The 19,136-nt window shown below is 70.9% G+C and carries 16 protein-coding genes; 9 read left to right on the forward strand and 7 right to left on the reverse strand.

The genetic code is table 11. The features are described 5' to 3' along the window. Positions 1 to 153 precede the first annotated feature (153 nt). The 5 genes from ACIOHC_RS10450 to ACIOHC_RS10470 all read left to right on the forward strand — a co-directional run bounded on the left by ACIOHC_RS10450 (position 154) and on the right by ACIOHC_RS10470 (position 4,814). A complete protein-coding gene (locus ACIOHC_RS10450; protein WP_351084723.1) occupies positions 154 to 1,788 on the forward strand; it encodes a penicillin-binding transpeptidase domain-containing protein in 1,635 nt (544 codons plus the stop codon). 346 nt (positions 1,789 to 2,134) lie between these two features. Further along, positions 2,135 to 2,572, forward strand: a complete 438-nt coding sequence (locus ACIOHC_RS10455) for a hypothetical protein (protein WP_365690798.1) — start codon at positions 2,135 to 2,137, stop codon at positions 2,570 to 2,572. A 112-nt stretch (positions 2,573 to 2,684) separates the two neighbouring features. Next, positions 2,685 to 3,182: a YbaK/EbsC family protein gene (locus ACIOHC_RS10460; protein WP_351084718.1), complete on the forward strand. Its 498-nt coding sequence runs from the start codon at positions 2,685 to 2,687 to the stop codon at positions 3,180 to 3,182. Then, complete coding sequence (locus tag ACIOHC_RS10465; RefSeq protein WP_401842308.1) at positions 3,179 to 4,030, forward strand: EamA family transporter; 852 nt, start codon at positions 3,179 to 3,181, stop codon at positions 4,028 to 4,030. Before ACIOHC_RS10460 ends, ACIOHC_RS10465 begins: the two co-directional genes overlap by 4 nt. Before the next feature lie 196 nt (positions 4,031 to 4,226). Next, a complete protein-coding gene (locus ACIOHC_RS10470; protein WP_351084714.1) occupies positions 4,227 to 4,814 on the forward strand; it encodes an RICIN domain-containing protein in 588 nt (195 codons plus the stop codon). Between the two features lie 180 nt (positions 4,815 to 4,994). On the opposite strand, the gene ACIOHC_RS10475 is transcribed toward ACIOHC_RS10470, so the two are convergent. The 5 genes from ACIOHC_RS10475 to ACIOHC_RS10495 all read right to left on the reverse strand — a co-directional run bounded on the left by ACIOHC_RS10475 (position 4,995) and on the right by ACIOHC_RS10495 (position 9,610). Continuing rightward, positions 4,995 to 5,795: an SDR family NAD(P)-dependent oxidoreductase gene (locus ACIOHC_RS10475; protein ID WP_351084712.1), complete on the reverse strand. Its 801-nt coding sequence runs from the start codon at positions 5,793 to 5,795 to the stop codon at positions 4,995 to 4,997. Next, entirely contained in the window at positions 5,792 to 6,955 is a 1,164-nt protein-coding gene (locus tag ACIOHC_RS10480; protein ID WP_351084760.1) for a serine hydrolase domain-containing protein, read from the reverse strand. The genes ACIOHC_RS10475 and ACIOHC_RS10480 overlap by 4 nt, the downstream gene beginning before the upstream one ends. A gap of 66 nt (positions 6,956 to 7,021) precedes the next feature. Continuing rightward, entirely contained in the window at positions 7,022 to 7,792 is a 771-nt protein-coding gene (locus ACIOHC_RS10485) for an energy-coupling factor ABC transporter ATP-binding protein (RefSeq protein ID WP_401842311.1), read from the reverse strand. After that, a complete protein-coding gene (gene cbiQ, locus ACIOHC_RS10490) occupies positions 7,789 to 8,550 on the reverse strand; it encodes a cobalt ECF transporter T component CbiQ (RefSeq protein ID WP_351084708.1) in 762 nt (253 codons plus the stop codon). Before cbiQ ends, ACIOHC_RS10485 begins: the two co-directional genes overlap by 4 nt. Position 8,551: 1 nt before the next feature. Beyond that, the gene (locus ACIOHC_RS10495) at positions 8,552 to 9,610 is read right to left on the reverse strand and encodes an energy-coupling factor ABC transporter permease (RefSeq protein WP_365690791.1); all 1,059 of its coding nucleotides are present in this window, start codon (positions 9,608 to 9,610) and stop codon (positions 8,552 to 8,554) included. Between the two features lie 180 nt (positions 9,611 to 9,790). On the opposite strand from ACIOHC_RS10495, the gene ACIOHC_RS10500 reads away from it, so the two are divergent. Next, on the forward strand, positions 9,791 to 10,156 hold the full coding sequence (locus tag ACIOHC_RS10500) for an SsgA family sporulation/cell division regulator (protein WP_351084704.1): 366 nt from the start codon (positions 9,791 to 9,793) through the stop codon (positions 10,154 to 10,156). Positions 10,157 to 10,460: 304 nt separating this feature from the next. Here ACIOHC_RS10500 and ACIOHC_RS10505 read toward each other — a convergent pair whose 3' ends face one another. Both ACIOHC_RS10505 and ACIOHC_RS10510 read right to left on the reverse strand, forming a co-directional pair. Next, entirely contained in the window at positions 10,461 to 12,671 is a 2,211-nt protein-coding gene (locus ACIOHC_RS10505) for an MMPL family transporter (RefSeq protein WP_389636601.1), read from the reverse strand. A gap of 138 nt (positions 12,672 to 12,809) precedes the next feature. Next, positions 12,810 to 13,382, reverse strand: coding sequence for a TetR/AcrR family transcriptional regulator (locus ACIOHC_RS10510; protein ID WP_351076116.1), 573 nt, complete (start codon positions 13,380 to 13,382; stop codon positions 12,810 to 12,812). A gap of 165 nt (positions 13,383 to 13,547) precedes the next feature. On the opposite strand from ACIOHC_RS10510, the gene ACIOHC_RS10515 reads away from it, so the two are divergent. The 3 genes from ACIOHC_RS10515 to ACIOHC_RS10525 all read left to right on the forward strand — a co-directional run bounded on the left by ACIOHC_RS10515 (position 13,548) and on the right by ACIOHC_RS10525 (position 19,102). Further along, positions 13,548 to 16,838 carry a S41 family peptidase gene (locus ACIOHC_RS10515; RefSeq protein ID WP_351076114.1) on the forward strand — a complete coding sequence of 1,097 codons (3,291 nt, stop codon included), beginning with the start codon at positions 13,548 to 13,550 and terminating at the stop codon, positions 16,836 to 16,838. Between the two features lie 147 nt (positions 16,839 to 16,985). Next, positions 16,986 to 18,143 (forward strand): FAD-dependent oxidoreductase, encoded by a 1,158-nt coding sequence (locus tag ACIOHC_RS10520; RefSeq protein WP_351076145.1) that lies wholly within the window; start codon positions 16,986 to 16,988, stop codon positions 18,141 to 18,143. Positions 18,144 to 18,184: 41 nt separating this feature from the next. Next, positions 18,185 to 19,102: an RNA polymerase sigma-70 factor gene (locus tag ACIOHC_RS10525; protein WP_351076111.1), complete on the forward strand. Its 918-nt coding sequence runs from the start codon at positions 18,185 to 18,187 to the stop codon at positions 19,100 to 19,102. The last annotated feature ends 34 nt before the right edge of the window (positions 19,103 to 19,136 follow it).

Here is a 19,136-nt window from a genome sequence, read left to right on the forward strand (position 1 = left end):
GTGCGGCACACCTGGATTCGACCGGTGTATTCATGCCCCACGTATCGCGTTCCTATAACAACCGTCTCGGCTGTCACCACCGTCCCGTAGGGTGCCCAGCAGCATCCCTTTGAACGCGTTCAAGGGGAACTCCTGGGGAGGGGGACTGCAAGGATGCGCAGTGGAGCGAAGGTCGCGATAGTCGGCGGAGTGTTCGCGGTCGTGGTCGGCGGGGTGGGGTACGGCGCGTACAACGTCCTGGACGGGCTGGGCGGCGGGGGCGGTGGCACGGACGCCGAGACCGCCTCCGCGAAGGTGAGGACGGGGCCGGTCACCGAGGCGGAGATCGGCGAGACGTCGAAGAAGTTCCTCGAGGCCTGGGCGAGCGGCGACGCGGCCGTCGCGTCGCAGCTCACCAACAACGCGACCGAGGCCGAACCGGTACTGACGGACTACCGCGAGAGCGCCCATGTCACGAAGGCGGTGATCACTCCCGGTGCGGCGGTCGGCTCGAAGGTGCCGTACACGGTGAAGGCGACCGTCTCCTTCGAGGGCAGGTCCAAGCCCTGGTCGTACTCGTCCGAGCTGACCGTGGTGCGCGGCCTGACCACCGGCAGGCCGCTGGTGGACTGGGCCCCCACCGTGGTCCATCCGGATCTGGCGAAGGGCGCGTCGCTCAAGACGGGCGAGGCGTCCGCGCCGGCGATCGAGGCGGTCGACCACAACGGCAAGGTGCTCACCAAGGAGAAGTACCCCTCCCTGGGACCCGTCCTGGAAGCCCTGCGCGAGAAGTACGGGGAGAAGGCCGGCGGCAGCGCCGGTGTCGAGACCTGGATCGAGAGCCCGAACGAGAGCAGCCCGGACAAGACCCTGCTGACGATCAGCAAGGGCAGGCCGGGCAAGCTGCAGACCACCCTGGACGCCGACGCCCAGGCGGCGGCCGAGGTGGCCGTGAAGAAGTTCAGCCAGGCCTCGGTGGTCGCGCTCCGCCCGTCCACGGGCGCGATCCGCGCGGTCGCCAACAATCCGGCCACCGGATTCAACGCGGCGATGCAGGGCAAGCAGGCGCCCGGTTCGACGATGAAGATCGTGACGGCGGCCATGCTGATCGAGAAGGGCCTCGCCTCGGCCGACCAGAAGATCGAGTGCCCGCCGACGGCGATGTACTACGGCCGCACCTTCAAGAACCTGGACGGCTTCTCCATCCCCGACGGCACCCTGACGACCAGCTTCGCCCGCTCCTGCAACACCGCCTTCATCAAGCTGATCGACGAGGCGAACGACGACGCGGCACTCGCCAAGGAGGCCCGCGACGTCTTCGGAATCGGCCTGAACTGGCAGACCGGCGTGGCCACCTTCGACGGCAGCGTGCCGGAGGAGACCGAAGGCGAGGCCGCCGCCCAGTACATCGGCCAGGGCACCGTCCAGATGAACGCCCTCAACATGGCGTCCATCACCGCCACCGCGAAGAACGGCACCTTCCGCCAGCCGATCCTCGTGGACCGGGACCTCGACGGCCGGCAGATCGCCACCGCCTCCCGGTCACTGTCCCCGTCCGTGTCCCAGCAGCTCACCAACATGATGCGCCAGACCGCGAGTTGGGGCACCGGTAAGGCCGCGATGGCCTCGGTCGGCGGCGACAAGGGCGCCAAGACGGGCTCGGCGGAGGTGGACGGCCAGGCCACGTCCAACAGTTGGTTCACCGGCTTCAGCAACGACCTGGCAGCCGCGGCGGTCGTCCAGTCCGGCGGCCACGGCGGCGACGCGGCGGGCCCGGTGGTGGCAGCGGTGCTGCGCGCCGGGTCGTGAGACCGCAGGGGTGAACGGTCCGCCCTCCGCTGCCCGGGGCGAGATCCTGGGCAGCCGGCGCACGGGACAACATCGAGACACACACCGGCGTCGAAGCCCGTATCACGGAGTTGGCCAATATCCGGAGAAGGGAGAACCGCGATATCGCCAACGGCGAACCGGTTTACGCGACAGTTGGCCAGCTGGGCGGTGCCGCCAAGGACGGGAGTGTCACCGCCCGCAGCCTCACAGGTAAGGGATCACGAAGAAGACGAACCTCAGTCTGAGCGCGCTTGCTGTCGCGGCGCTGGTCACCGGATGCTCGCCGGAAGCGGACTCCTACGCCACGCCCAAGAAGATCTGCGGCATGAACGTCCCCTCTTCCGTCACCGGACCGCTCCTCCCCGTCGGCAAGGACGTCGAGCAGTACCCCGAGGACTTCGACAAGAAGCCGGACTCGATCGGCAGTTGCATCGTCAACGTCGACAAGAAGCTGGCTCTGAGGATCGCCGTGTACCGGGAATCCGGAAAAATTGACGTGCCCGAGCTCGCCCGGGAGGGTTCGCTCCGACTCAAGAATCCCGAAGCGGCAGACATCGAAAACGTCTCCAGCGCTCAAGTCGCCGAGGACGGAACACTCATGACCGTCCCCTGCCGGGCCCGCGGAACGGACTACCTCGTCACCGAGTTCGCCGTCGGTGAGCGTTCGTGGGACAGAGTGAGCACCAAGGACCGGCGCAAGGAGTGGGACGCGTTCGTCCGCAGCTACGTTCCCGAGCTGATCAAGGCGAAGTGCGACGCGTAGCCACCCCGTGGCGTCCGCCCGACCACATCGCTCCGCCAGGTGGACCTTCACCGCCCCCGCACGTGCGCAACCCCGTCGCGCGCCCCGCGTCGCGTTCGCTAGCGTGCGGGGCATGAGCACTCCTGACACCACCGCCGCCGAAGCCCACCCCCGATTCGCCGAGGCCCTGCGGGAGCTCGGGCTTCAGGTCGAGATCCGTCGGTTCCCGGAGGCCACCCGTACCGCCGCCGAGGCCGCTGCCGCCATCGGCTGCGAGCTCAGCGAGATCGTCAAGTCCCTGATCTTCGAGGCCGACGGCGTCCCGGTGCTGGTCCTGATGGACGGTTCCTCGCGCGTCGACGTGGAGCTCGTACGCGGTGAACTGGGCGCCGGGAAGGTCAAGCGGGCCGGGGCCGACCTGGTCCGGGAGACGACCGGGTACGCCATCGGGGGCGTGCCGCCCTTCGGGCACCGTACGCGGACCCGGGTGCTGGCCGACCGCGGGCTGTTGGATCACGACGTGGTGTGGGCTGCGGCGGGCACCCCGCACACGGTCTTCCCCCTCGACCCCAAGTCGCTGATCGCGCACGCCGGCGGAACCCTGGTGGATGTGCGCGAGCAGTCGAAGTGACGCCGCAGGTCGCGCTCGCCGTCCTGATCGCCGCGGTCACGCACGCCAGTTGGAACGCGATCGCGCACGCGATCAAGGATCAGCTCCTCTCCTTCACCCTGATCTCCGGGGGCGGGGTGCTGATCGGCGCCCTTGCGGCCTGCTTCGTCCCCTTCCCCGCCGCCGGGGCCTGGCCGTATCTCTTCGTCACGGCCGCGCTGCACGTGACGTACATGATGCTGCTGATGCGCTCGTTCACCCTGGGCGACTTCGGCCAGATGTATCCGATCGCCCGGGGCACGGCGCCGTTGGTGGTCACGGTTCTCGCCGCCGCCTTCGTCGGTGAGCACCCGGACGGCTGGGCCACGGCGGGCGTCGCGGTGGCCTCGGCGGGGCTGGTCGGGCTCGCCCTCTGGGGCATCCGCGGCTCCGGCAGGCGGCCGGACTGGCCGGCGTTGCTGGCCGCCGTCGCGACCGGCCTGGCCATCGCCGGATACACCACGGTGGACGGGGTCGGGGTACGCGCCTCCGGCACCCCGCTCGGCTACATCGCCTGGCTGATGATCCTGGAGGGACTGGCCATCCCGGCCTATGCGCTCCACCGCCACCGGAGCGAACTCGTCACCCGGCTCCGCCCGTTCGCCGCGCGCGGGCTGCTGGGGGCGGCGTTGTCGGTGACCGCGTACGGCCTGGTGCTGTGGGCCCAGACCCGGGCGGCGCTGGCCCCGATCGCGGCGCTCCGGGAGTCCTCGATCATCGTCGGCGCCGCCATAGGGACACTGTTCTTCAAGGAACGGTTCGGCACACCGCGCATCGCGGCGGCGGGGCTGATGGTGGTCGGTATCGGGCTGATGCTGCACACGAGTTGAGTGGGGCGGCGCACCCGGCTCCAGGACGTGCGACCGACGTGCGACCGACGTGCGCCGGGCGTTGTGGGCGAGGCGGACCCGATGGGATGAAAAGGGGCTGATCGCCCCAGCATGATCGTTTCAGCGGGAAACCGGACTGCTTGGATGACCAAGTCCTGCCATTGCGGACATCCATGCACCGAAAGGGACATCTGCCATGTCCAAGCGCAATCATCCTGTACTGGCTCTCGCCGCAGCCGTGTTGGCGACATGCGGCGTCGTCGCGGCCAGTGGCACGCCGGCCTCCGCCGCGCCCAGTCCCGGCCGGGACGTGATCAACAAGATGGACGGGAGCCGCCTGGCCCTGCTCAACAACAGCACCGCCGAGGGCGCCACCGGCATCACCCTGCGCGACCCGGCGTGGAATTACAGCACCGAGCGCTGGGAACTGGACTTCTCGGCCTGGCAGGCGGACGCCTCCAACACCTACACGGCCACGATCAGGAACGAGGCCGCGAACAAGTGCCTCCAGCCCGGCGCCGCGACACCGCAGCGGGGTACGACCGTCGTCGTCCGGACCTGTGACGGCTCACAGCTCCAGAAGTGGAGCCTGATCGGCGAGAAGGTGGGCGACACGCACACGGGCTGGTGGATGTACCGGCCCGTGGTCAACAAGAACCTCGCCCTCAGCCTGAACAGGTACAACGACGGCAGCTGGGACAGCCTCTACCTGAACATCGCACAGCCCAGCTCCGACCGGCTGTGGCGCAGCGTGGGCGACGACACCCCCGTGGCCAACAGCTAAGGCCTCTCGTTCGAAGAGGTGGGCGACGGGCTCGGGGGCTCGTCACCCACCCCTTCACACACACGTGGCACCCGAGCCCCGATGTGCCATGCCCGTGCCGCGCGCCGGCTGGGGAGCTGAGGGGACGGAGCCCGGCGGCACGGGCGCGGGCGGACCCCGGCGGCACGGGCGCGGGCCGCGCTACTCCCCCGAAACCGCCTGGCGGAAGCCGTAGTTCACGGCGGTGAGCCCGCCGTCCACCCGTAGCGTCGTCCCCGTGATCCAGGCCGCGTCGCCCGAGGCGAGGAAGGCGACGGCGGACGCGATGTCATCCGGCTCGCCGACCCGGCCGAGCGGGTAGAGGCCGCTCACCCGGGACAGTTCGGCGTCACGCCCCGCCCAGGCGTCCGTGCGGATCGTGCCGGGCGCGACCATGTTGACGCGTACGCCGCGCGGTCCCGCGTGGCCCGCGAGAGTGCGGGTCAGACTGCCCAGGCCGGCCTTGGCGGCGCTGTAGCCGTGGTTGCCGAAGTCCTGTTCGCCGTTGACCGAGCCGATGTTGACGATCGAGCCCCGGCCGGAGGCGACCAGGTGCGGCAGGGCGGCGCGGGCGCAGCGGTAGGGGCCGGTGAGCGTGATGTCCAGGTCGCGCTGCCACGCCTCGTCGGGCTCGTCCTCGAAGAGCGGTGCGTCGGCGGCGCAGGCGTACGCGTTGTTCACCAGCACGTCGAGGGAGCCGAAGGCGGCGACGACGTGGGCCACCGCGGCCTCGACCGCGGCCCGGTCGCCCACGTCGCAGGGCAGCGACTCGGCCGTCGCGCCCGTCTCGCGTATCGCCGCGGCGGTGCGTCCGGCGCGATCGGCGTCCAGGTCGGTGACCAGGACGCGCGCGCCCTCCGAGGCCAGTCGGCGGGCCGTGGCGGCGCCGATGCCCTGGCCCGCTCCGGTGATGAGAACGCCGTATCCGTCGAACCGTGAACCCGCAGGGTGAGGAGGAGTCATAGCGCCGACCGTACTGCCCTGACCAGGGCCTGGGCACGGGGATCGGCGGTAACTCCCTTCTGCAGACCGTTCGTCACGTAACCCAGGGCGGTGCCGGATTCGGGATCGGCGAAGCCGAGCGAGCCGCCCCGGCCGGGGTGGCCGAAGGAGCCGGGGGCCAGCAACGGGGCCGCCGGGCCGTGCAGCATGTAGCCGAGGCCGAAACGGGTGTTCACGACCAGGACCCGGTCCGGGCCCGCCGATTCCTCGGTGCGGGCGAGGGTGAGCGTGGCGGGGGCGAACAGGCGGTGGCCGTCGACCGGGCCGATCATCGCCGCGTAGCAGCGGGCCAGGGCTCGGGCGGTGGCGATGCCGTTGGAGGCGGGGAGTTCGGCCGTCCGGTAGGCGGGGTCGTTCTCGTCGGGCAGGGGGTCGATGGCCCCGAAGGCGCGGCGGGTGAGGGATTCCGGGTCGCGGTACGCCTCGACGACGGACCGCTTGGGGCGTACCCGCAGGGCGCCGCCGTTGCCCGCGGCGGCCGGGGGTTCGACGGGGCCGATGCGGCCCACCCGGTGCGCCTCGTCGGCCGGGAGGCCGAACCAGAAGTCCAGGCCGAGCGGGCGGGCGATCTCCTCGGCGATCCAGCGGCCCACGGTGCGGCCGGTGACCCGGCGTACCAGTTCACCGATCAGCCAGCTGTAGGTCTGGGCGTGGTAGCCGTGGTCGGTGCCGGGTTCCCACTGGGGGCGCTGGGCCGCGACGGCCTGCGGACCGGAGATCCCGTCGGCCGCCTCGACGGGCGTGAGCGGGCGGTCGAGGGCGGGGATTCCGGCCCGGTGGGCGAGGAGGTGGCGGACGAGCACGCGTTCCTTGCCGGCGGCCTTGAACTCCGGCCAGTACGTGCCGACCGGGGCGTCCAGATCGACCTGGCCGCGCTGGTGCAGCAGCAGCGGTACGGCGGCGGCTATGCCCTTGCCCGCCGAGCGGACGATCTGCACGGTGTCGACGGCCCATGGTTCGGCTCCGTCGACGTCTCTCGTGCCGGCCCACAGATCGACGACCTTGCGGCCGTCCCGGTAGACCGCGACGGCCGCTCCGCGTTCGCCGCGCTGCTCGAAGTTACGGACGAAGGCGTCCCTGACCGGTTCGAATCCGGCCGCCACCGTGCCCCGTACGTCCACGCCTGCTCCTGCGCTCCCGCTCATCCCCCCATGGTGCATCCCGTCGCAGGTCGAACGCGGGGCGGGTCACCCCATGTTCACCGTCACGGAACGCGGGTCGAACCCGAAGGGCAGCTCCAGACGGTGGGTGCGCATCAGTTCCTCGTCGCAGAGCAGGTCCTGGGTGCGGTCGTCGGCGGCGATGGCGCCCTCGCTCAGGACGACCGCGCGCGGGCAGAGTTCCAGGGCGTACGGCAGATCGTGCGTGACCATGAGCACGGTGACGTCCAGGGAGCGCAGGATGTCGGCGAGCTCGCGGCGCGAGGCCGGGTCCAGGTTGGAGGACGGCTCGTCCAGGACGAGGATCTCCGGCCGCATGGCGAGGACGGTGGCGACGGCGACGCGGCGGCGCTGGCCGAAGGAGAGGTGGTGCGGCGGGCGGTCCGCGTACTCCTCCATGCCGACCTGCCGCAGCGCGTCGGTGACGCGTTCCTCCAGTTCGGCGCCGCGCAGTCCGGAGGCGGCGGGCCCGAAGGCGACGTCCTCGCGGACGGTGGGCATGAAGAGCTGGTCGTCGGGATCCTGGAAGACGATGCCGACGCGGCGGCGGATCTCGGCGAGGTTGCGCTTGTCCACCGGGAGACCGGCGACGTGGACGGTGCCGGCGCCGGCGCCGAGGATACCGTTGAGATGGAGGACGAGTGTGGTCTTGCCGGCTCCGTTCGGGCCGAGCAGGGCGACGCGTTCGCCCCGGGCGACCGTCAGATTCACCCCGAAGAGCGCCTGATGGCCGTCGGGGTACGCGTAGGCGAGTCCGCTGACTTCCAGGGACGGTGCGGGGGCGGTGGGCATGCTCATACGGTCCATCCCAACAGACAGATGACGAGGGCGAGGACGGGGAGTACCGCGGCGTGCGCCCACTGGGTCCGGGAGGCCGTCACCTCGTCGATCACCGGCATGGAACCCGCGTAGCCGCGGCTGACCATCGCGAGGTGGACGCGTTCGCCGCGCTCGTACGACCTGATGAAGAGCGCGCCGGCCGATTTGGCGAGCACACCCCACTGCCGTATCCCGCGCGCCTCGAAGCCGCGGGAGCGGCGGGCGATCGACATCCGGCGCATCTCGTCGGTGATCACATCGCCGTACCGGATCATGAAGGAGGCGATCTGGACGAGCAGCGACGGCAGCCTGAGCCTTTGGAGGCCGAGCAGCAACGAGCGCAGTTCGGTGGTGGAGGCGAGGAGTACGGAGGCGGCGACGCCGAGGGTGCCCTTGGCGAGGACGTTCCAGGCGCCCCAGAGGCCGGGGACGCTGACGGGGAGACCGAGGACATGGGTCTGCTCGCCGGGCACCACGAACGGCATGAGCAGCGCGAATGCCACGAACGGCACTTCGATGAGCAGCCGCTTGAGCAGAAGGAGCGCGGGGATGCGGGCCAGCGCGGTGACGGCGCCGATCAGTACCGCGTACAGCGCGAACGCCCACATCGCCTCGCGCGGTGTCGAGACGACGACCACGACGAAGAGGAAGGCGGCGGCGAGCTTGCAGTGCGGGGGCAGGTCGTGGACCGGCGAGTGCCCGTGCCGGTAGAGCCTGTGTGCGTGTCCGGCGCCCATGTCAGACGGTTTCCCCGGTGCGCGGCGTTCCGACGGTCGCGTCCGTGGCGCGGCGGCGACGGATCACGTAGAAGACTCCGCTGCCGACCACGATCGTGGCACCGACGCCGATCACTCCGGCGAGACCGCCGGAGACGCGGGTGTTCTCGATGTCCTTGACGCCGTAGTCGGCGAGCGGGGAGTCCTTGGCCGCGTGCTCCTCGGTCTTCTTGTCGATGCCCTGGTCCGCGGCGACCTTCTCCAGGCCGTCGGGGCTGGCGGAGGCGTAGAAGGAGACGAAGCCCGCCAGGACGACGGCGGCGATCAGACCGGTGACCCAGATGCCCCTGGTGGAGCGGGCGGCGACGGGGGCGACGGGCTGCCGGGCGGGGGCGTCGACGAGTTCGCCCTCGACCCGGAGCTTGAGCGGGGCGGTGAGTCCGCGGGCGCCGTGGACCAGGTCGGGGCGTACGGCGATGACGGCACCGACGGTCAGCGCGGTGATCACGGCCTCGCCGATGCCGATCAGGACATGGACCCCGACCATCGCGGTGAAGACCTTGCCGATCGGGATGTCGGTGGTGCCGCCGATCCAGTAGATCAGCGTGAAGACGCCGGCCGCGGCCGGTACGGAGACCAGGGCGGCGACGAAGGACGCGACCGTCACGGAGCGCCGGGTGCGCGGCAGCACGCCCACCAGCCCGCGGAAGAGGGCGTAGGCGACGACGGTGGTCGTGATGCCCATGTCGAGCACGTTCACACCGAGCGCGGTGAGGCCGCCGTCGGCGAACAGGACGCCCTGCATGAGCAGGACGACGGATATGCAGAGCACCCCGGTGTACGGCCCCACCAGGATGGCGGCGAGCGCCCCGCCCAGCAGATGCCCGCTGGTGCCCGCCGCGACCGGGAAGTTCAGCATCTGCACGGCGAAGATGAACGCGGCGACGAGACCGGCGAGCGGCGCGGTGCGCTCGTCCAGTTCCCGCCGGGCGCCCCGCAGACTGACGGCGACCGCACCCGCGGCGACGGCCCCGGCGGCGGCGGAGACGGGCGCGTTGATGAATCCGTCGGGTACATGCATGGAGGGGCTCCGCTTCCTGCGATGCCGCGTTGCTGCGGGCGGTGTCGTGAACCGCTCAATGATAGGGCCTTGTTGCAAACGCTTCGCAAGAGCGGGTACGTCACAGCTGGCCCCGCCGCGCCGTTTGCGGAAAATATGCGACATTGGATGGCGAAGGCGGACAGAAGGAGGAGTCGGCCCATGCCCCCTGTGATCCATGAGCAGGCCGAAGCCTGGCTCGTCAATGACACCCCCGACCTCCCAGCGGTGCCGGTCGACCTGCTGTACGACGCCGACAAGGACCCGCGCACCGTCCATGTCGCCTTCCCCGGCGGCATCGACTGGTCGTTCAGCCGCGATCTGCTGGAGCGCGGCCTGCTCTCCCCCGCCGAACGCGGCGGGATCCGGGTGTGGCCGTGCGGACGGACCCAGCTGGTCGTGGAGATCCGCTCGAAGGAGGGCGTGGAGGTGGTGCAGTTCGACAACGCGCCGCTGATCCGGTTCCTGCACCGTACGCACGACGAGAACGTCGACGACGAGGGCGTCGGTACCCACGCACCCGCGTGACCCGGAGCGGACGCGACACGCGCCCGACATTCACACACCCACACATGCATGGCAGAAGCCCCCGTGCCGCTCGCACGGGGGCTTCCGTCATTCGCCCCGGTCCCCCGTCCCCACAGGTAACCGGCGCGTCCGGGGGCCGCGCTCCGCTCGGACGCGGACCCCGGAGGCTCTACGGACCGGCCCCGGACCCCGAAGGCTCCGCGCTCCGACCGCGGCGTCCCGGACCGCACGTCCGGGACGCCGGACCCGGCTCAGAGCCTGTCGGGTGACTTCGGATCGCCCGGTCGGAGGTCACCCGACGGGCTCAGACGAGGGCCGGCTCACGCTCGCCCTCGGCGTCGGGCTTCTCGCCGAGCTGCTCGCGCAGCCCCTCGCCCTCCACGTCCACGTTCGGCAGGAGCCGGTCCAGCCAGCGCGGCAGCCACCAGGCGCGCCGGCCGAGCAGGGCGAGGACCGCGGGCACGATCGCCATCCGGACCACGAACGCGTCGAAGAAGACGGCGATGGCGAGCGAGAAGCCGATCATCTTGATCATCTGCTCGCTGGAGCCGATGAAGCCGGCGAAGACCGCCATCATGATCACGGCCGCGGCCGTGACGACCCGGGCGCCGTGCTTGAAGCCGGTGACGATCGCCTGCCCGGGCTTCTCGCCGTGGACGTACGCCTCACGCATCCGGGTCACGAGGAAGACCTCGTAGTCCATCGCCAGACCGAACACCACACCGACCATGAAGATCGGCATCATGGACATGATCGGGCCGGTCTGCTCGACACCGAAGAGCGAGCCGAGCCAGCCCCACTGGAAGACCGCGACGACCGCGCCCAGCGCCGCGACGACCGAGAGCAGGAAGCCGAGGGCCGCCTTCAGCGGCACCAGCACCGACCGGAAGACGAGCATCAGCAGCAGGAACGCCAGGCCGACGACGAGCGCCAGATACGGCAGCAGCGCGTCGTTCATCTTCTGCGAGAAGTCGATGTTCATCGCCGTGGAACCGGTGACCAGGACCTCGGCACCGGTGCCGGACTTGATGTCCTTGCCCGCGTCACGGATGGCGTGGACCACGTTCTCGGTCTCGGTGGAGCTCGGCCGGTCCTTCGGGACGACGGTGATCATCGCGGTGTCGCCGGCCTTGTTGAACTGGGCCGGGGTGACGGCGACGACGCCCGGCATGCCGGAGATCTCGTCGGAGACCTGCTTGGCGGCGGTCTTGCCGTCGGAGCTGTGCGCGGTGTCGACGACCACCATCAGCGGCCCGTTGAACCCGGGGCCGAACCCGTCGGAGAGCAGGTCGTAGGCGCGCCGCTGGGTGGTGCTGGTGGGCTGGGAGCCGTCGTCGGGCAGGCCCATCTCCAGGGACGCGGCCGGCACGGCGATCGCGCCGAGGCCGAGGACGCCGACCAGCAGCACCCACACCGGCCTGCGCAGCACGAACCGCGCCCAGCGGGTGCCCATGTTCGGCTTCGCCTCGGGCCGGTTCTCGGCCTCGGCGGCCTTGCGCGCCTTGCGTCCCATGACCCGCTTGCCCGCGAAGCCCATCATGGCCGGGACCAGGGTGAGCGCGATGAGGACGGCGATCGCGACCGTGCCGGCCGCGGCGAAGCCCATCTTCGAGAGCATCGGGATGTTGACGACGGCGAGGCCGACCAGCGCGATGACGACGGTGAGGCCGGCGAAGACGACCGCGGAACCGGCCGTGCCGACGGCCCGCCCGGCAGCTTCCTCGCGCTCCCGGCCCTCGGCCAGTTCGGCACGGTAGCGGGAGACGATGAACAGCGCGTAGTCGATGCCGACCGCGAGGCCGATCATCATCGCGAGGGTGGAGGTGGTGGAGCCCAGGTCGAGCACGTTCGCGAGTGCCGTGATCGTCGAGACCCCGATGCCGACCCCGATCAGGGCGGTGAGCAGCGGCAGTCCGGCGGCGATCAGCGAGCCGAAGGTGATGACCAGCACCACCGCGGCGATCGCGACACCGATGATCTCGGTGACCCCGGTCTCCGGCATCGCCTGGAGCGCGTCACCGCCGATCTCCACGGTCATCCCGCTCTTCTGCGCCGCGTGGCCCGCGTCCTCCAGAGCGCTGCGCGTCCCGTCGGTCAGCTCCATGGAGTTGACCTTGTAGGACACGGAGACGTACGCCGTGGACCCGTCCTTGCTGACGGCGTTCCCGGTGTACGGATCGGTGACCGAGGCGATCTGGTCCGATCCGGACTTCAGCTCGTCGGCGATCTTGTTCACCTCGGCCTTGTTCGCCGGGTCCGTCATCTTCTGGCCGTCGGGGGCCTTGAAGACGACCCGCGCCGTCGCACCGTCGGCGCTGGCGCCGGGGAAGCGCTGTTCCAGCAGGTCGAAGGCCTTCTGCGCCTCCGTGCCAGGGATGGAGAAGGAGCTGGAGGTGGCGGTGGACGCGGAGGCCGCGCCGAATCCGGCGAGGGCCAGCAGTGCCACCCAGATCAGGGCGACATAGCGGCGGCGCCGGAAGGCGAGCCGTCCGAGTTTGTAGAGGAATGTGGCCACGGAGGCGTACTCCCGGTCAGGTCGTGTGGGTGGAAAAGGGCGTGAGGAACCAGCCCGACGACGAGAGCGGCGTGTCAGGTGGGGCTTGGGGAGGGGGCCGTGCGAAGGGGACGGATCGCGCGAAGGGGACGGGAGGGGTCAGACTCCGAGGGCGGGGAGAATCACGGAGTCGACGTAGTCGGTGAGGAACGCCTGGTCGACGGGGCGGTCCTCGACCAGATGCCGGGCGGTGAAGGCGCCGACCAACATGTGCGGTACATATTTCAGCGCCGGATGGTCCGGACGCAGTTCACCCCGGTCCACGGCTCGGCGCAGCAGTGTGTCGAGGCCGGTCATCTCCGGCTCGATCAGCAGTTCGCGCAGGGCCTGGAGCAGATCGGGATTGTCGTGGACGGCATGGCTCAGACCCCGCATCAGCGCGGAGTTCTTCTCCATCTGGCAGTCGTCGCTGCGACTCAGCACGGCGTGGAAGTCACCGCGCAGCGATCCGGTGTCGATCTCCGCGAGGGACACCGGCTTGTTGTGCCGCAGGGCCTTGACGACCAGCTCGGGCTTGCTCCCCCACTGGCGGTAGAGGGTGGCCTTGCTGGCATGGGTACGGGCGGCGACGGCGTCCATGGTCAGGGCGTCGTAGCCGACCTCGCGGAGCAGGTCGAGCACGGCGGCGTACAGCTCGCTCTCGCGCTCGGGCGTGAGCCGCGTGCGTGCCATGTGCCGACCTCTCGTTCCCGCTTCTCGGTCTCGTACATCAGTCAATCGAACGAAACTGTTTCGTACACATCGACGATACCCCGCCCGCCCAGCGAAACGAAATCGTTTCGCTTGTGTTCCGCACCACAAGTTGCCGGGGCCCACACACGCGGAAAGCATTGAAGGGTGAGTGACGACGTCGCGTATCTCCGTTTCCCGCACCTCCACGACGATCTGCTCTGCTTCGCGGCCGAGGACGACCTCTGGGTCGCCCCCCTCGCCCCGGAGGGGCAGCGGCCCGGCCGCGCCTGGCGGGTGACCGTCGACCGGACCAGGGTCAGCCATCCGCGGTTCTCGCCCGACGGGACCAGGATCGCCTACACGACCTGGCGCAGCCTCGACCCCGAGATCCATCTCGCGCCGGTCGAGGGCGGCCCGGCGCGCCGGCTCACCTACTGGGGGTCCACGGACGCCCGGGTCTGCGGCTGGACCCCCGACCCCGGGGACGCCGCGCAGATCCTCGCCGTGTCCTCGCACAACCAGCCGTTCGCGCACATCTCCTGGGCCTACACCGTCCCCACCGACGGCAGCCCCGGCGGCAAGCTGCCCTGGGGGCCCGTCTCCGACATCGCCGTCGCCGACATCGACGGCGAGCGGCGCACCCTGCTGCTGACCGGCAAACCGCCGCACGAACCGGCCTCCTGGAAGCGGTACCGGGGCGGCGCCATGGGCCGGCTGTGGCTGCACGGCAAGCGGCTGCTCCCGGACATCGGCGGACACCTCGACTCGCCCATGTTCGTCGGCGGCCGGATCGCGTTCCTCTCCGACCACGAGGGCGTCGGCAACCTGTACTCCTGCCGGCCCGACGGCAGCGATCTGCGCCGCCACACGGACCACGACGCCTTCTACGCCCGGCACGCTTCCAGCGACGGCCGCCGGGTCGTCTACCAGTGCGCGGGCGACGTGTGGCTGGTGGACGACCTGGCGTCGCCCGACGCGGTGCCGCGCAAGCTGGAGGTACGGCTCGGCGGGCCGCGCGCCGGACGGCGTACGTACCAGGTGCCGGCCGCCACCAACGTCGACTCGCTGTCCGTGGACGAGACGGGCCGGGCCAGCGCCGTCTGCGTACGCGGCAGCCTGTACTGGCTCACCCACCGCGACGGCCCCGCCCGGACGATCGCCGACACCCCCGGGGTCCGGGTCCGGCTGCCGGAGATGCTCGGCAGCGGCGGCCAGGTCGCCTACGTCACGGACGCGGAGGGCGAGGACGCGATCGAGATCGCGTACCTGCCGCGCGCCAGCGGCGACCGCGAGCCCCGCCGACTGGCCTCCGGACACGTCGGCAGGGTCCAGGAACTGATCGCCGACCCGGACGGCGAACGCCTGGCCATCGCCACGAACGACGGACGGCTGCTGCTCCTGGACACCGACGAGGAAACGTCCACGGGCGAGCCCGTGGAACTGATCCGCTCCATCAACGGCCCCGTCCGTGACATGGCGTTCTCCCCGGACGGCGCCTGGCTGACCTGGTCGCACCCCGGGATCGGCCGGTCGCTGCGCCAGATCAAACTGGCCCGCATCCTGGGGACGGGATCGCCGGTGATCGTCGACGTCACCAACGGCCGGTTCGAGGACGAGAATCCCGTCTTCACCGGTGACGGCCGCTACCTCGCCTTCCTCTCCTGGCGGGGTTTCGACCCGGTGTACGACGTGCACACCGGGGACCTCTCCTTTCCGCTGGGCTGCCGCCCCTATCTGGTGCCGCTCTCCTCGGCGACCCCCTCCCCGTTCGCCCTGTCCCCGGAGGGGCGCCCGGCGGCAGGCGGTCTCGACCCTGCCGACGACGTCGTCGACGCCGTCACGGGCGAGGGGCCGTCCACGGTCACGGTGGAGTTCGAGGGGCTGGAGAACCGCGTGACGCCGTTCCCGGTCTCCGCGTCGAAGTACTCGGCCCTGCATCCGGTGAGCGGCGGCGGACTCGTCTGGCTGCGCTGGCCGATCTCGGGCGCGCTCGGCGAGACGTTCGCCAACCCGGCGGACATGTCGGGCCGCCCCACGCTCGAACACTTCAACATCTCCAAGGCCAGGAAGACCGAACTCGTCGGACATCTGGACTCGTTCGCGGTCAGCGGCGACGCGACCCGGCTGGTCGTGATGGACGAGGGCGAGCTGCGCGCCGTCCCCGCCACCGAGATCGCCGACAGCGACACGACGGTCTACATCGACGCGCGCCGCATCCTGCACGACGTCGACCCCGCGGCGGAGTGGCGGCAGGCCTACGCGGAGGCCGGCCGCATCATCCGCGCGTACTTCTGGGAACCGGACATGTGCGGCATCGACTGGGACGGTGTGCTCGACCAGTACCGCCCGCTGGTCGAACGGGTCGCCTCCCCCGACGAGTTCGCCGACCTGATGCGCGAGGTCCTGGGCGAACTGGGCACCTCGCACGCGTACGTGGCACCGGCCCGCCGCAACGAGGGCCCGCCGCACTACCAGCGCGCGATCGGGCTGCTCGGCGCGAACCTGGCGTGCCGGGACGGCGACTGGACGATCCGGCGCATCCTGCCCGGCGACTCCTCCGACTCCAAGGCCCGTTCCCCGCTGGCCGGTACGGGCATCCGGGAGGGCGCGGTCCTCACCCATGTCGACGGCCGCCCGGTCGACCCGGTGACCGGCCCGTACCCGCTGCTCGCCGCGGCGGGCGGCACCACGGTCGAACTCACCTTCCGACCCGCCGACGGCGCAGGCCCCTCGCGCCGGGTCGCCATCGTCCCGCTGGTCGACGAACGCCCCCTGCGGTACCAGGACTGGGTGGCCAAACGCCGTGAGGTCGTACGGGAGCTGAGCGGCGGCAAGTGCGGATACCTGCACATCCCCGACATGGGCGGCTCGGGCTGGGCCCAGTTCAACCGGGACCTGCGCATGGAGGTCTCCCGCCCGGCCCTGATCGTCGACGTGCGCGGCAACGCGGGCGGTCACATCAGCGAGTTGGTGGTGGAGAAGCTCACCCGCACGATCCTGGGCTGGGACCTGACCCGCAACGCCCAGCCGGTCAGTTACGCCTCCAACGCACCCCGTGGCCCGGTGGTCGCCCTGGCCGACGAGGCGACGTCCTCCGACGGCGACATGATCACCGCCGTGTTCCGGCTGCTGAAGCTCGGCCCGGTGGTGGGCCAGCGGACATGGGGCGGCGTGGTCGGCATGACCGGGCGGCACCGGCTGGGCGACGGCACGGTGATCACCGTGCCGATGAACGCGGCCTGGTTCGACACGTACGGCTGGTCGATCGAGAACTACGGCGTCGAACCGGACCTGGAGGCGCTGCGCACCCCGCTCGACTGGGCCGAGGGAAGGTACGCGGTACTGGACGACGGGGTACGGGTGGCGCTGGACCTGCTCGCCGCACATCCGGCGGCGACCCCGCCGACGTACGACAACGTCCCGGGCCGGCGGCGTCCGCCCCTGCCCCCGCGTTGACCCCCTGTCCCCCTGTCCCTGTTCCCGTTCTCGTTCTCGTTTCCGTTCCCGCGCGAGTGACCTGCCTCACGCCCTGTCACAGCGGTCCTCCGTCCGGTGTCTTGATGCCGAAACCGGGCAACGGACGGAGACACCATGAACAAGAACATGGACAAGAACACCGACGTGGTCGTGATCGGGGGAGGTTACGCGGGCGTCACCGCGGCCAACCGCCTGGCACACCGCGACAACGTGTCCGTGACGCTGATCAACCCGCGCCCCGACTTCGTCGAACGCATCCGTCTCCACCAACTGGTCGGCGGCACCCATGACGCGGTCGTCGACTACGGGGAAGTCCTGGCCGAGAACATCCGGCTGATGGTCGACAGCGTGGCGACGATCGACGCGGCCGGTCGCAGCGTGGCACTGACGACCGGGGGCACGGTCGGCTACGACTACCTGATCTACGCGGTGGGCAGCGGCAGCGCCGAACCGGACGTGCCCGGCGCGGCGGAGTTCGCCCACCCGATCGCCACCCTGGAAGAGGCGCGGCGGCTGCGGCCGGTCGTCGACGCCGCGCCCGCGTCGGCCCCGGTGACCGTGGTCGGGTCCGGTCCGACCGGCATCGAGACCGCCGCCGAACTGGCGGAGGAGGGTCGCGCCGTGACCCTGGTCTGCGGCCAGGTTCTCGGCCCGTATCTGCACCCCCGGGGCCGGCGCTCGGTCGCCCGGACCCTCGCCGAACTCGGTGTGACCGTGCTCGAAGGCCCCGGCGCGAGGGTGGCGGCCGTGACCCGCGATGCCGTACGGCTCGACGACGGCCGCGAACTCCCCAGCCGGGTCACCGTCTGGGCCACCGGATTCGGCGTGCCGGACCTGGCTGCCCGCAGCGGGCTGAGCACCGACGCCGTGGGCCGCCTGCTCACGGACGAGACGTTGACGAGCGTGGACGACCCGCGCATCGTCGCGGCCGGGGACGCGGCGGCACCGGCGGACGCACCGTTCCGGATGAGCTGCCAGGCCGCGGGCCAGCTGGGCACGCGCGCCGCCCGCACGGTGTTCAGCCGGATCGCGGGCGAGCGGCCCGCGCCCCTCAACCTGCGGTTCGCCGGCCAGTGCATCAGCCTGGGCCGTCGCACCGGGATCTTCCAGTTCGCCTCCCTGGACGACCACGCGAACCCGTTCTACCTGGGCGGCCGCCCCGGTGCGAAGCTCAAGGAGTTCATCTGCAGGTCCACCGTCAACCAGCTGGTTAACGAGGCACGCAAGAGCGCTCCGCGGCCCGAACGCGACAAGGCACCGGCCGCCGTCGGGCGGGCGGCCTGAGAGCCGAGAGCCGGTGGCAGAGAGCTGAAGAGAGGCGAGACGTGAACGACGACCACGACGACCGCGACGACCACGCCACCGACCCGGCGACCGAGGCTTTCGTCGCCCACCGCAACCTGCTCTTCACCGTCGCCTACGAGATGCTCGGATCGGCGGCCGACACGGAGGACGTCCTCCAGGAGACCTGGCTGCGGTGGGTCGGGGTCGCCCCGGACCAGGTACGCGACCAGCGCGCGTACCTGGTCCGGATCACCACCCGCCAGTCGCTCAACCGCCTGCGCGCGCTGTCACGCCGCAAGGAGACGTACGTCGGCCCCTGGCTTCCCGAGCCGGTGCTCACCGCGCCGGACGTGGCCGACGACGTCGAGCTCGCCGAGAGCGTGTCGATGGCCCTGATGCTCGTCCTCGAAACGCTGTCGCCCACGGAGCGCGCCGTCTTCGTGCTGCGCGAGGTCTTCGACGTCGACTACGACGAGATCGCCGCCGCCGTCGACAAGAGCCCCGCGGCCGTCCGCCAGATCGCGCACCGCGCCCGCCGTCACGTCGACGCCCGCCGCCCCCGCGCGGCGGTCTCGGCGAACGAGACCCGGGCGGCACTGGAGTCGTTCCGGCGCGCACTCGAAACCGGGGACCTGCAAGGCCTCCTCGACGTGCTCGCCCCCGAGGTGGTCCTGATGAGCGACGGCGGCGGCGTCAAACAGGCCGCGCGGAGGCCGGTCATCGGCGCCGACAAGGTGGCCCGCTTCATCATCGGCGGCTCGGGCAAGGCCACAGGCGTACTCACCGTCGGCCCCACCGTGGTCAACGGCAACCCCGCACTCGTGCTGCGCCTGGACGGCGAGATCGACGGGATTTTGGCACCGCGGGTCGAGAACGCCCGCATCACCGGCCTCTACTACGTCCGCAACCCGGCGAAGCTGACCCGCGTCGAATCCGAGACCCCGCTCACCCTGCGGTGAGCGCCCTGCGGTGGTCCGCTGCGTGAGGAGCATC

It is taken from the genome of Streptomyces sp. NPDC088252, from assembly GCF_044740965.1.
Classification (GTDB): domain Bacteria; phylum Actinomycetota; class Actinomycetes; order Streptomycetales; family Streptomycetaceae; genus Streptomyces.

Excerpts from the sequence above, each read along its gene's own strand:
- ACIOHC_RS10475 (WP_351084712.1), bottom strand. The coding sequence starts at position 5,795 with ATGACTCCTCCTCACCCTGCGGGTTCACGGTTCGACGGATACGGCGTT.
- ACIOHC_RS10495 (WP_365690791.1), bottom strand. The coding sequence starts at position 9,610 with ATGCATGTACCCGACGGATTCATCAACGCGCCCGTCTCCGCCGCCGCC.
- ACIOHC_RS10510 (WP_351076116.1), bottom strand. The coding sequence starts at position 13,382 with ATGGCACGCACGCGGCTCACGCCCGAGCGCGAGAGCGAGCTGTACGCC.
- ACIOHC_RS10500 (WP_351084704.1), top strand. The coding sequence starts at position 9,791 with ATGCCCCCTGTGATCCATGAGCAGGCCGAAGCCTGGCTCGTCAATGAC.
- ACIOHC_RS10485 (WP_401842311.1), bottom strand. The coding sequence starts at position 7,792 with ATGAGCATGCCCACCGCCCCCGCACCGTCCCTGGAAGTCAGCGGACTC.
- cbiQ (WP_351084708.1), bottom strand. The coding sequence starts at position 8,550 with ATGGGCGCCGGACACGCACACAGGCTCTACCGGCACGGGCACTCGCCG.
- ACIOHC_RS10455 (WP_365690798.1), top strand. The coding sequence starts at position 2,135 with ATGAACGTCCCCTCTTCCGTCACCGGACCGCTCCTCCCCGTCGGCAAG.
- ACIOHC_RS10460 (WP_351084718.1), top strand. The coding sequence starts at position 2,685 with ATGAGCACTCCTGACACCACCGCCGCCGAAGCCCACCCCCGATTCGCC.
- ACIOHC_RS10470 (WP_351084714.1), top strand. The coding sequence starts at position 4,227 with ATGTCCAAGCGCAATCATCCTGTACTGGCTCTCGCCGCAGCCGTGTTG.
- ACIOHC_RS10520 (WP_351076145.1), top strand. The coding sequence starts at position 16,986 with ATGGACAAGAACACCGACGTGGTCGTGATCGGGGGAGGTTACGCGGGC.
- ACIOHC_RS10450 (WP_351084723.1), top strand. The coding sequence starts at position 154 with ATGCGCAGTGGAGCGAAGGTCGCGATAGTCGGCGGAGTGTTCGCGGTC.